This is a genomic window from Streptomyces sp. NPDC048565, from assembly GCF_040650935.1.
Classification (GTDB): Bacteria; Actinomycetota; Actinomycetes; order Streptomycetales; family Streptomycetaceae; genus Streptomyces.
The window spans coordinates 136,657-148,969 of the sequence record NZ_JBEZIH010000015.1; the positions used below are offsets into that span (position 1 = coordinate 136,657).

10 protein-coding genes are annotated in these 12,313 nt (G+C 69.2%); 4 read left to right on the forward strand and 6 right to left on the reverse strand.

Features of this window, described 5'->3' with window-relative positions:
• Positions 1–316 precede the first annotated feature (316 nt).
• Together AB0C75_RS19740 and AB0C75_RS19745 are read left to right on the forward strand one after the other, a co-directional pair.
• Positions 317–2,842 carry an ATP-dependent Clp protease ATP-binding subunit gene (locus tag AB0C75_RS19740; RefSeq protein WP_362892449.1) on the forward strand — a complete coding sequence of 842 codons (2,526 nt, stop codon included), beginning with the start codon at positions 317–319 and terminating at the stop codon, positions 2,840–2,842.
• Between the two features lie 767 nt (positions 2,843–3,609).
• The gene (locus AB0C75_RS19745) at positions 3,610–4,326 is read left to right on the forward strand and encodes a M23 family metallopeptidase (protein ID WP_362892451.1); all 717 of its coding nucleotides are present in this window, start codon (positions 3,610–3,612) and stop codon (positions 4,324–4,326) included.
• A 28-nt stretch (positions 4,327–4,354) separates the two neighbouring features.
• On the opposite strand, the gene AB0C75_RS19750 is transcribed toward AB0C75_RS19745, so the two are convergent.
• Positions 4,355–4,945 (reverse strand): helix-turn-helix domain-containing protein, encoded by a 591-nt coding sequence (locus AB0C75_RS19750; RefSeq protein WP_362892453.1) that lies wholly within the window; start codon positions 4,943–4,945, stop codon positions 4,355–4,357.
• A gap of 136 nt (positions 4,946–5,081) precedes the next feature.
• Here AB0C75_RS19750 and AB0C75_RS19755 point away from each other — a divergent pair, with 136 nt between their 5' ends.
• Positions 5,082–6,674: an MDR family MFS transporter gene (locus AB0C75_RS19755; protein ID WP_362892455.1), complete on the forward strand. Its 1,593-nt coding sequence runs from the start codon at positions 5,082–5,084 to the stop codon at positions 6,672–6,674.
• 66 nt (positions 6,675–6,740) lie between these two features.
• Here AB0C75_RS19755 and cseC read toward each other — a convergent pair whose 3' ends face one another.
• From cseC to AB0C75_RS19780, 5 genes are all read right to left on the reverse strand, one after another.
• Entirely contained in the window at positions 6,741–8,072 is a 1,332-nt protein-coding gene (gene cseC / locus AB0C75_RS19760; protein ID WP_362892457.1) for a two-component system sensor histidine kinase CseC, read from the reverse strand.
• Positions 8,069–8,779, reverse strand: a complete 711-nt coding sequence (gene cseB / locus AB0C75_RS19765) for a two-component system response regulator CseB (protein ID WP_362892459.1) — start codon at positions 8,777–8,779, stop codon at positions 8,069–8,071. The genes cseC and cseB overlap by 4 nt, the downstream gene beginning before the upstream one ends.
• 12 nt (positions 8,780–8,791) lie before the next feature.
• Positions 8,792–9,424, reverse strand: coding sequence for a hypothetical protein (locus AB0C75_RS19770; protein WP_362892531.1), 633 nt, complete (start codon positions 9,422–9,424; stop codon positions 8,792–8,794).
• Between the two features lie 50 nt (positions 9,425–9,474).
• Positions 9,475–10,059 carry a SigE family RNA polymerase sigma factor gene (locus tag AB0C75_RS19775; RefSeq protein ID WP_362892461.1) on the reverse strand — a complete coding sequence of 195 codons (585 nt, stop codon included), beginning with the start codon at positions 10,057–10,059 and terminating at the stop codon, positions 9,475–9,477.
• Between the two features lie 183 nt (positions 10,060–10,242).
• The gene (locus AB0C75_RS19780; protein WP_362892463.1) at positions 10,243–11,145 is read right to left on the reverse strand and encodes an A/G-specific adenine glycosylase; all 903 of its coding nucleotides are present in this window, start codon (positions 11,143–11,145) and stop codon (positions 10,243–10,245) included.
• A 263-nt stretch (positions 11,146–11,408) separates the two neighbouring features.
• Here AB0C75_RS19780 and AB0C75_RS19785 point away from each other — a divergent pair, with 263 nt between their 5' ends.
• Positions 11,409–12,236, forward strand: a complete 828-nt coding sequence (locus tag AB0C75_RS19785) for a hypothetical protein (RefSeq protein ID WP_362892533.1) — start codon at positions 11,409–11,411, stop codon at positions 12,234–12,236.
• Positions 12,237–12,313 lie beyond the last annotated feature (77 nt).

A 12,313-nucleotide genomic window follows, 5' to 3' on the forward strand; every position in this document is an offset into this window, starting at 1 on the left:
AACGGGGGTGCGCCGCATGGACTGTCAGTGAGTGCGGGTAAGACATCCCTAGTGGGAAGGGGCGACACGCGGGCAAAAACGTCTCACGTTCGCCATCGGCGTACTGGCGAAAGGGCTATCTGCCTGGCCTGCGGGAACATCGTCTCGCACCATCGGGTTGGAGCAGTTGTCGGCGTTCGGGGCAGGAGATCCCTCGGGAAGCAGGGCCGGGTGTCGGCAGTTGAAATGAGCGGTCCCCGCTTGCGGGACTAAGCTGCGGAAGGACAGGGAGGGGACCGACCCCTTACTGCCTGACCGCTCTGAGGAGCGATTAACGATGTTCGAGAGGTTCACCGACCGCGCGCGGCGGGTTGTCGTCCTGGCTCAGGAAGAAGCCCGGATGCTCAACCACAACTACATCGGCACCGAGCACATCCTCCTGGGCCTGATCCATGAGGGTGAGGGTGTCGCCGCTAAGGCCCTGGAGAGCCTCGGGATTTCGCTCGAGGCGGTCCGCCAGCAGGTGGAGGAGATCATCGGTCAGGGCCAGCAGGCCCCGTCCGGCCACATCCCCTTCACCCCCCGGGCCAAGAAGGTCCTGGAGCTGTCGCTCCGCGAGGCACTTCAGCTCGGCCACAACTACATCGGCACGGAGCACATCCTGCTCGGCCTGATCCGCGAGGGCGAGGGCGTCGCAGCCCAGGTCCTCGTGAAGCTGGGCGCCGACCTGAACCGGGTACGGCAGCAGGTCATCCAGCTGCTCTCCGGGTACTCGGGAGGCAAGGAGGCGGCCACAGCGGGCGGCCCCGCGGAGGGCACGCCCTCCACGTCCCTGGTGCTCGACCAGTTCGGCCGGAATCTCACCCAGGCAGCTCGTGAGTCCAAGCTCGACCCGGTCATCGGGCGCGAGAAGGAGATCGAGCGGGTCATGCAGGTGCTGTCCCGCCGTACGAAGAACAACCCGGTTCTCATCGGCGAGCCCGGCGTCGGCAAGACGGCGGTCGTCGAGGGCCTGGCCCAGGCCATCGTCAAGGGCGAGGTGCCCGAGACCCTCAAGGACAAGCACCTCTACACCCTGGACCTCGGCGCCCTGGTGGCGGGTTCCCGCTACCGAGGTGACTTCGAGGAGCGCCTGAAGAAGGTCCTCAAGGAGATCCGCACCCGCGGCGACATCATCCTGTTCATCGACGAGCTCCACACCCTGGTGGGTGCGGGCGCCGCCGAGGGCGCGATCGACGCCGCGAGCATCCTCAAGCCCATGCTGGCGCGAGGCGAGCTCCAGACCATCGGTGCCACGACGCTCGACGAGTACCGCAAGCACCTGGAGAAGGACGCCGCGCTCGAGCGCCGCTTCCAGCCCATCCAGGTCGCGGAGCCGACGCTGCCGCACACCATCGAGATCCTCAAGGGTCTGCGCGACCGTTACGAGGCCCACCACAGGGTCTCCATCACGGACGAGGCACTGGTCCAGGCCGCCACCCTGGCCGACCGGTATGTTTCCGACCGCTTCCTGCCGGACAAGGCGATCGACCTGATCGACGAGGCCGGATCGAGGATGCGCATCCGCCGGATGACCGCGCCGCCGGACCTCCGCGAGTTCGACGAGAAGATCGCGGGTGTCCGCCGCGACAAGGAGTCGGCCATCGACTCCCAGGACTTCGAGAAGGCGGCCTCCCTCCGCGACAAGGAGAAGCAGCTGCTGGCGGCGAAGGCCAAGCGGGAGAAGGAGTGGAAGGCCGGCGACATGGACGTCGTCGCCGAGGTCGACGGCGAGCTGATCGCCGAGGTCCTGGCAGCCTCCACCGGTATTCCGGTCTTCAAGATGACGGAGGAGGAGTCCTCGCGCCTGCTGCGCATGGAGGACGAGCTCCACAGGCGCGTCATCGGCCAGAAGGACGCGATCAAGGCCCTCTCGCAGGCGATCCGCCGTACGCGAGCGGGTCTGAAGGACCCGAAGCGCCCGGGTGGCTCGTTCATCTTCGCCGGCCCGTCCGGTGTCGGTAAGACCGAGCTCTCCAAGACGCTCGCGGAATTCCTGTTCGGTGACGAGGACGCGCTGATCGCCCTCGACATGTCGGAGTTCAGCGAGAAGCACACGGTTTCCCGTCTCTTCGGTTCGCCCCCCGGTTACGTGGGCTACGAGGAGGGCGGCCAGCTCACCGAGAAGGTGCGCCGCAAGCCGTTCTCCGTCGTCCTCTTCGACGAGGTCGAGAAGGCCCACCCCGATATCTTCAATTCCCTGCTCCAGATTCTGGAAGACGGTCGCCTGACCGACTCCCAGGGCCGGGTCGTGGACTTCAAGAACACGGTCATCATCATGACGACCAACCTCGGGACCAGGGACATCTCGAAGGGCTTCAACCTGGGCTTCGCCGCCCAGGGAGATGTGAAGACGAACTACGAGCGGATGAAGAACAAGGTCAACGAAGAGCTCAAGCAGCACTTCCGGCCCGAGTTCCTCAACCGTGTCGATGACACGGTCGTCTTCCACCAGCTCACCGAGGAAGACATCATCCAGATCGTCGACCTCATGCTCGACAAGGTGGACGAGCGACTGAAGGACCGCGACATGGGCATCGAGCTCAGTGCCGAGGCCAAGTCGCTCCTGGCGAAGAAGGGCTACGACCCCGTGATGGGCGCCCGGCCGCTGCGCCGGACGATCCAGCGCGAGATCGAGGACATCCTCTCCGAGAAGATCCTCTTCGGGGAGCTGCGTCCCGGTCACATCGTGGTCGTGGGCACCGAGGGCGAAGGGGACGAGAAGACGTTCTCGTTCCGTGGCGAGGAGAAGTCGCCTCTGCCCGACGTCCCGCCGATCGAGCAGGCGGCGGGCGGCGGCCCGAACCTGACGAAGGAGGCGTAGGGCGCATAGCGCCTGAGCGCCGAAGGGGCTGCCCCGGACCGGTTTCCGGTCCGGGGCAGCCCCTTCTTCCGTTCGGTTTCACGGCTCCCTGCTATCCCCTGCTATCGGGGCCCGCTGCTCCGGTCGCCTGACGTGGCCGAGGACCGTGACGGTGAGTCCAGAGAGGGCACGCGGCGGGGAGGGGCGACGACGCGTCGTTGCGCAGCCGGACCTGCCGCGGGTGCCTGCTGCGGTTCGTCGAGGCCGACGGACCTGCCGCGGGTGCCTGCTGCGGTTCGTCGAGGCCGCCCTCGGGGCTGTCGATCCTGCGGCGTTCGTCGCGGTTGCCGTGCGAGCGCCTGCCCGGACAGCGCAGCCGGCACGGGGTAGCCGAAGGTCCCGAAACGGGCAGGCTTCCGGCCCACCGGCCGTGACAAGGCGCACAGGCCTTCGGGGGCCTACTAGGCGCACTAGGAGAAGTCGGGGTGGACGGTCGTGGGACCTTGGTCCATCCCCGGGTGAGCCCTTAGGCATTCGGGTGAATATGGCCTTATTCGTGGGCCTGTGTCCCGTAGGGGTGGTTTAGAGCAGGGTTTAAACCTGCTGCGCGATAAATGTCCGGAAGATCGTCCACCGCCGTCGACGCGATGGACGCGCTGAATTCCCGGCGCCTCAGCTACGGCTTTTGATCGTAGATGGGGTGTTTGAGTGTTGCTGGGGGTGCGGGTTACCAAGGTGGAGCAAGCCCGGTCGAGCACCGGGTCCAGTTACCCCGGAGGTTCTCCCGTATGTCGAAGCGCGTTACGTTCCCGCACTCCCGCCGCCCGTCCATGTCCCGCGCCAGTGGCGTCGTCGTGGCCGCAGGCCTGGGTGCGTCGATGGTGTTCGGTGCGGGCGCGGCGTTCGCGTCGTCCGACACGGCGGACACCGCGGCCAGCGCCAGCGTTGCCACCGCCGACTCCGTCGCCAAGCAGGCCACCGCCCAGAGCAAGGCCGCGGCCAAGGCGAAGACCGACAAGGCCGACAAGGCCGAGGCCGCGAAGAAGGCGGCCGCGAAGAAGAAGGCCGCCGCCAAGAAGAAGGCCGCCTCGTGGGAGACCCCGGTCAACCACTACGAGCTGAGCGCCACCTACGGCACCGGCGGCGACCGCTGGGCCAGCAAGCACTCCGGTCAGGACTTCGCGGTTCCGATCGGCACCAAGGTCGAGGCCGCTCACACCGGCCGGGTCGTCAAGGTCGGCCCGAACGGTGGCGGCGACGGTCCCGCGTACGGCAACGCCGTCGTGATCAAGCACGCCAACGGCAAGTACTCGCAGTACGCGCACCTGTCGAAGATCGAGGTCAAGGTCGGTGACCGGGTGAACACCGGTGACGAGATCGCCAAGTCCGGCAACACCGGAAACTCCAGCGGTCCGCACCTGCACTTCGAGATCCGTACCTCGCCGAACTACGGTTCCGCGCTCGACCCGGTCGCGTACCTGAAGACCGTGCACGTCAAGGTCTGACACGCGTCCCCGTAGCCGCTGAGCGATCCTAGGCGGCGGGCCCCGGCTCATGGTCGTGGGCCTTGGTCACCAGCTCGAAGGCGACCTCGAGAGCAGCCTTGCGCTTCTCGTCGGGGTCGCCTTCGCTGTCTTTGAGGGCCAGCATCCCGGCGTGCATCGCGAAGAGCGCGGTGAAGCAGCGGACCTGGTCGACGAGCGGGGCGTCCGGATCCTTGACCAGGTCCACCAGGGCCACGACCCGGTTCTTCATGGTGTGGCCGATACTCAGCTCGCGCACCGTCGCCTGGTTCTCCTGCATGAAGACGAAGAGCGGCGTGACGGCCTTCAGCGCCTCGCTGTAGCGGACCAGGATCTCCTTCTTCGTCTCCAGGGTGCGCGGCTGCTCCTGGCCCCAGGCGATGAGCTCCTCGACGGGCCGGTTCAGGTCCTCGAAGATGCTGATGAGGATGTCTTCCTTGGTCTTGAAGTGGTAATACAGCGCAGCCTTGGTGACCTGTAGCTGCTCGGAGATCTCGCGGAGCGAGGTCTTCTCGTACCCCTGCTGGGCGAAGAGGTCCATGGCGACGTCCTGAATGCGCTGGCGGGTGTTGCCCCGGCGCGGCTGCGGCGTGCTGCCCATGTGACTCTCCCAAGAACTTACTTGACGCCCGGCTAGTTACGGGTCTACTTTCCTCAGTGTAGCTAACTAGCCGGGCGGCAAGTAAGCGTCGGGTCGGTGGCAGACCAGGTATCAGGGGATCAGGGGAGCGGACGGCATGACGGAACTCAAGAAAGCGACGGCGGACGGGAAAGCGGAACCACCCGCACGCAGCGTCCGGGTGGTGATACTCGCGCTGATGATCGCGATGCTGCTGGCCATGCTCGACAACATGATCGTCGGCACCGCGATGCCCACCATCGTCGGCGACCTGGGCGGTATGGAGCACCTGTCCTGGGTCGTCACCGCCTACACCCTGGCCACCGCGGTCTCCACCCCCATCTGGGGCAAGCTCGGCGACATGTACGGACGCAAGGGAATCTTCCTCACGTCCATCGTGATCTTCCTGATCGGTTCGGTGCTGAGCGGAATGGCCCAGGACATGGGCCAGCTGATCGGGTTCAGGGCCGTTCAGGGCCTCGGCGCGGGTGGTCTCATGGTCGGCGTCATGGCCATCATCGGGGACCTCGTACCGCCCAGGGAGCGCGGCAAGTACCAGGGCATGATGGCCGGCGTGATGGCGGTCGCCATGATCGGCGGACCGCTGGTCGGCGGCACCATCACCGACCACCTGGGCTGGCGCTGGAGCTTCTACATCAACCTGCCGCTCGGCGCCGTCGCGCTGGCCATGGTCACCGCCGTGCTGCACCTGCCCCGCAAGGAGCGCAGGAAGGCGAAGGTCGACTACCTGGGCACCGCGCTCCTCACCGTCGGTATCACCTCGATCGTGCTGGTCACGACCTGGGGCGGTACGGAGTACGCCTGGGGCTCGGCCGTGATCATGGAGCTCATCGCCCTCGGCGTCGCCTCCCTCGCCGGTTTCTTCTTCGTCGAGAGGAAGGCCGCCGAACCGATCCTGCCGTTCCACATCTTCAGGAACCTCAACTTCACCCTGATGTCCCTGGTCGGCTTCATGGCGGGCTTCGTGATGTTCGGCGCGGTGCTCTTCCTCCCGCTGTTCCAGCAGTCGGTCCAGGGGGCGTCCGCGACGAACTCCGGACTGCTGCTCCTACCCATGCTGCTCTCGATGATGGTCGTCTCGCTGGTCGCGGGCCGGATCACCACCAGCACCGGCCGGTACAAGATCTTCCCGATCCTGGGCAGCGCCCTGATGGTCGTCGGCCTGTTCCTGCTGTCCACGATGGACACCGGCACCACCCGCTTCACCTCCGGCGTCTACATGGCGGTGCTCGGTGCGGGCATGGGCTTCCTGATGCAGATCACGATGCTCGTCGCCCAGAACAGCGTCGAGCTCAAGGACATGGGCGTCGCCTCGTCATCGACCACGCTCTTCCGTACGCTCGGCAGCTCCTTCGGAGTCGCGATCATGGGCGCGCTGTTCACCGGCCGGGTGCAGGACGAGATGACGGCACGCGGCGGCGGCGGAGCCACCGCGAAGTCCGCCCAGCTGGACGCGGCGAGCCTGGCGAAGCTGCCGGACGCGATGCGCGAGGCGTACGAGTACGCGGTGGCATCCGGCACCCACATCGCCTTCCTCGTGGGCGGCTCGGTCGCGGTGTTCGCCCTGGTGGCGGCGCTGTTCGTCAAGGAGGTCCCGCTGCGCGGCTCGGCGAAGCCGGAGCCCGCGCCGGACGACGCCGGAACGGCACCCACCCCGACCGCGGCGGCCAGGACCACGCAGAACGCCTGAGCGGCCCCTGTCAGTGAACGAGCCCCGGAGACGTCCCGGACATCACGTCCGTCCCGTCCCCGGGGCTCAGTCCTTTCCGGCCTGCCACAGGACCGGGAAGCTTCCGGTGTTCGTCGGCGCGTGCTCGGGCAGCCACAGCACGGCGACCGCACCGCCCGTGTCACCGCTGCCCGTGCCCCCGGCGGGCCCCGCGTTGCGGAACGTCAGCCTGGCCCCCAGGACCCGTGCCTGCCCCGCGGCGATGGTCAGCCCCAGGCCGTGGCCGTGTCCTGACCTGTCACTGCTTCCGGTACGGAACCGGCTCGGCCCCTCCCGCACCAGCGCCTCGGGGAACCCAGGGCCGTGATCGCGGACCCGCACCACCCGGCCCTCGACCGTGACCTCGACCGGGCCCGCCCCGTGCTTGGCGGCGTTCCCCAGCAGATTGCCCAGGATGCGTTCCAGCCGCCGCGGATCCGTGGACACCCAGGAATCGTGCACCACCCGCACCGTGACCTCCGGATCCAGCAGCCCGATCCGCCGGCTGACGAATTCCCCCAGCTGTAGCTCCTGCAGCTCGGCCCGCTCCGACGCGCTGTCCAGCCTGGCCACCTCAAGGACGTCCTCGACCAGGGTCCGCATCGCCTGGGCCCTGTCCCGTACGAGCTCCGTGGGCCGGCCAGAGGGGAGCAGCTCGGCCGCGGTGAGCAGCCCGGTCACGGGGGTGCGCAGCTCATGGGCGATATCGGCGGTGACCCGGCGCTCCGCCTCGATCCGCTCGTTCAGCGCGTCCGTGAGCGCGTCCACGGCCCGGGCCAGCTCGTCGGTCTCGTCCCGTACGACCCCGCCGACGGCCTCCCGTACCCGGACCTCCGTGTTGCCCTGGGCGACCTTGCCGGCCGCTGCCGCCGCCTTGCGCAGCCTCCTGGACAGCTGGCCGCCGATCAGCACGCCCAGCGCGCAGCCGCCGACGACGACCGAGACCGAGCCGATGACGAGGGCCCGGTCGAGGTCACCCATGACCGTGGCGCTGCGGTCGGCGAAGCGGGTGTGCAGGGAGAGTACCTCGCCGTTGGCCAGCGGTACGGCCGCCCAGACGTCGGGCACCCCGTTCGCGTACTCGTCGACATGAGTGGCACGCCGGTTCTCCCGGATCTGCTTGCGCAGGCTCGCCGGCAGCGACGGGTCGTTGATCTTGGCGCCGAACTTCGGCGACTGTTTCTGCGTGCTGGTCGCCTCGTACAGCCGCTGGGCGAACAGCAGCCGCTCCAGCTGCACCTCGCGCGCGTTCTCCAGCATCGAGACGCGGGCCGCGTTGTGGACGACGAGGCTCAGCGCCAGCGCGATGAGCGCGCCGACCGCCGCGATCGCGACGCTGATCTTCCAGCGGACACCGGTCCGCAGAGCCAGCCGCTTCACGGGCGCAGCTTGTAGCCGAAGCCGCGGACCGTCTCGATCCGGTCCTGCCCGATCTTGGTGCGCAGCCGCTGCACATGGACGTCGACGACGCGGGTGTCCCCGCCCCAGCCGTAGTCCCAGACCCGCTCCAGCAGCCTGTCCCGGGAGAGCACGGTGCCGGGCGCCGAGGAGAACTCCAGCAGCAGCCGCATCTCCGTCGGGGTCAGCCCCACGTGCGCGCCCCCGCGGCGTACCTCCATGCCCTCCGTGTCGATCTCCACATCACCGAAGACCAGCACACCGTCCGTCCCGTCCTCCGTGCCGTGGACCCCGTCGGGTGCACCGTCCGTACCGGCGGCGTGGCCGAAGCGGCGCAGCACGGCGCGGATGCGGGCGACGAGCACCGCCCCGTCGAACGGCTTGGTGACGTAGTCGTCGGCCCCCGCCTCCAGGCCGAGCACCACATCGATGCTGTCGGCGCGCGCCGACAGCATGATCACAGGCACGGTCGACTCGTCGCGGATGCGCCGGCACAGACTGACCCCGTCCAGGCCGGGCACCATCACATCCAGCAGTGCGATGTCCGGGCGGTCAGCCCTGAAGGCCTCCAGGCCCAGCAGCCCGTCGGGCACCGCGGTGACCGTGAAGCCGACCCGCTCCAGCGCGAGCTGGGTGGCCTCACGGATGACGTCGTCGTCCTCGACGAAGAGGACATGGGTCTCGGCCATTGCGAGCGGCTCTCAGTTCTGCGTCGTCTGCGGTGCGGGGAGGTCGCCCTCCCCGCTGCCGACAGCTCGGTTGAAGTCGTTGTGTACCCGGTCGGTCTCGGTGAACCCGCCGGTGGCCCAGTGGTAGGTCACGACATTCTCCCCTGAGGGGTAGGCGACCGAGTCCTTCGATCCGTACACCTGCGTCGTCACGACGAGATCGCCCCGGTCGATGGTTCCGTAGACCGCGGGCACCTCGGCGGCGAAGACGTTCCCGTACGTGCCGTCGGGACGCCGCTGGTAGACGTACGTACCGACTCCCACCGAATCGCCGCAGGTCATGACGTTGACCACGACGTCGGCCTCGGAGCCGCCGGTGAGCGTGCCGTAGGAGGTGTCCACCGGGTACTCGTCGCCGGTGCAGGGCTTCAGATCGTCCTTGAGCTGCTTGCTCGCCTTCGGGTCGGCCTTGACGAGCATCACGGCGTTGACCCGGGAGTACGGCTTCGCCGTCCCGCTGGGCACCGTGCTCGCCGGTGTGTCCCGGACGGCCTGCTGCGTGCTCGCAGGGCCCTCGTCCCGCGTCCCCTTGCCCCCGGCGGAACAGCCGGCGCAGAACAGGCCGAAGGCGGTGAGCCCGGCCACCGCCGTGCTCACCGCCGCCAGGCCGGCCGCGGATCTCCCGCGGCCCGCCCTCGTCCCCCCGCTGCTGCCTGTCAGGCCGCGCACCGCTCCCGCCCCCGCTCGTCGTGCCGCCCGTCGCGCTGCGCGGGTATCCGCGCCGGCGTCTCCCCGGCCTCATGGCTCCGGGCGGCCCGGTCCTCCAGCTCCTGGCGCAGGCGCGCCAGCGCACGGTGCAGCGTGCTCTTCACCGTGCCGGCGGACATGCCGAGGGCCGCGGCCGTCTCCTCCGTGCTCATCTGCTCCCAGTGTCGCAGCACGACGACGCTGCGCTGCTTCGGAGCCAGCACTCCGAGTACGTCCATGAGCAGGGCACGGTCGGCGCGCTGCTCGCTGCCGTCGTCGACGCTCGCGTCGGGGAGCTGATCGGTGGGGATCTCGTCGAGCTTGCGGGCCCGCCACCACTCCGTACGCGTGTTGATCATGACGCGGCGCAGATAGGCGTCGGCGAGGGACTTGTCGGCGATGCCGTCCCAGCGGCCGAAGGTGCGGACCAGAGCGGTCTGGAGCAGGTCCTGTGCGTCCAGGGGGTCGGAGACGAGCCGACGCGCACTGCGCAGCAGCGCGTCCTGCCTGGTCCGCACGTATTCCTCGAATCCGAGTACCTCGCCCTGCGCCATCACAACCGCCTCCGTCCCCGTGGTTCCCCGTATGCGTCGGCCGGGTGGTCCCGTTGCCGACGTCCGGTGACGTTACGGAGGCGTTGTCACGGGGCTGTGCGGAGCAGCCGTAGGCGGACGCACGGCTGCCCATCGGTTGTGTAACAGCCGCTGGACAGCCGGTCCGCCCGGTAGCGGGGTCAGTCAGGTCAGAGGCAGCCGGTACCGGCCGTTCGCCAGGGGCTCGACCAGACCGTCGGAGACGAGCCCGTCCAGGGCGCGCGCCCGCTGCACGGGTTCCTCCCAGACCGAGTCCAGCGCCGACTGCGGCACCGGCGTGACCGCTTCGCGCAGCACCGCGAGCAGCCGGCCCCGCACCTGCCGGTCCGTGCCCGCGTAGGTCTGGCCACGGCGCGGTGGACCCTGGTGGGCGGGCTTCCCGGCCAGCCGCCAGGCGCACTGTCCGGCGATCGGGCAGCGCGTGCAGTCCTCGTTCTTCGCGGTGCACACGAGTGCGCCGAGCTCCATCGTCGCCGCGGCCCAGCGGGCGGCGCGCTCGTCCTCCTCGGGGAGCAGTGCGCGGGCGAGCTTGCGCTCGGCCGCGGTGGTCGCGTTCGGCGGGTACTGGATGCCGGTGGCGGCCCGGGCGAACACCCTGCGGACGTTCGTGTCCAGCACGGCGTGACGCTGCCCGTACGCGAAGGAGGCCACGGCCGCTGCCGTGTACTCCCCGATCCCGGGCAGTGCGAGCAGCTGACCGTGCTCGCTCGGCACGTCGCCGCCGTGGCGTTCCGTTATCGCCTGCGCGGCCCCGTGCAGCCGCAGCGCACGCCGCGGGTAACCGAGCCGTCCCCAGGCACGGACGGCTTCGCCCGGTGCGTCGGCGGCCAGGTCGGCGGGGCGCGGCCAGCGGGCCATCCACTGCTCGTAGACCGGCAGGACTCGGGTCACCGGGGTCTGCTGCAGCATGAATTCGCTCACCATCACACCCCAGGCACCCGCATCGGGGCGGCGCCAGGGCAGATCGCGGGCGTGCTGCTCGAACCACCCGATGACGGGGGTATGGAGGGAGGCGGGGGGCGTCTGTGTCGAAGTCGTGGCAGTCATCGCACCCCCGATCCTGGCACGGAAGGCGGGACATCGGGCACGGCTACGGGGGTGTCGGCCCCGCCGGGCGTCCCGGGAGTGATAACGCCACCCGTTCTGACCCCTCCCAGGGGGCCGGCTGGGGTCCGAGCCGGTGCAAAGCGGCCGTAAGTACCCCTGGAACGGCCGCTCCATGATGATGATCCGGAAAACTTGTCGATCAGAGCGGCGGTTGGGGGCCGGAGTTGGCGTGGATCTCTCGTACAGTTCGGTCCGTGGGTTCTATGCGCAATCCGGTCGGGCCGCTTCCCTCCAGCATCTACTGGCGTAGGAGAGCAGTAGCGGTGCTGGTGATCGCGCTGCTCGCGGCGCTGGTCCTGTGGGCCGTCACCTCGGGCGGCAGCGACGGCGGACAGGACGACGGGAAGTCCGGAGGATCGGGCCCCGCCCCGTCCATCACTCCCGGACCTTCGAGCTCGGGCCCTGACACCGGTCAACCCCCCGGCGGACGCGACGAGTCGGATGACGGGGGCTCCGGTGGGGACGGCGGGGGCTCCGGTTCGGACGGCGGCTCCGGCGGGACCGGCTCCGGCGGGGCCGGTGGCACGGACGGCGGTGGAGACGCGGCAGGCGGCTCCGGATCAGCGGGTACGGGCGCGGGCACCGCCGGCAGCACGGGCGGCCAGCAGGTACCGGCCGGATCGTCGCTCCCCGACTGCACACCCGCCGTGCTCCAGTTGAGCCTGAAGACGAAGAACAGCTACGGGCCCGACGACAAGCCGAAGTTCGAGCTGAGCGCCAGGAACACCTCGGCTGCCGACTGCAAGGCCGACTTCGGCCCGAAGAGCGCGGTGTTCACGATCACCGAGGCCGGCGAGGACGACGCACAGGTGTGGTCCTCCGAGGACTGCCCCAAGAACGGTGCTGCCCTCTTCCTGAGGATCCCGGCGGGTGCGACGGTCGTCCACACCGTGAAGTGGGACCGGAAGGGGAGCGCGCCCCGGTGCGCGACACCGCCGGTGAAGGCCGCGGAGCCGGGGACGTATCTGCTGGAGGCCGAGGTCCCGGGCGTGACCGTCCAGCCCGCCTCCTTCGTCCTGGCCAAGGACTGACACCCCCACAGCCCCGCCGGGCGGGCGTCCGGCGGGACTGTGGGTTTCGACGGCTCGGTGGCGACGCGTCACCCGGA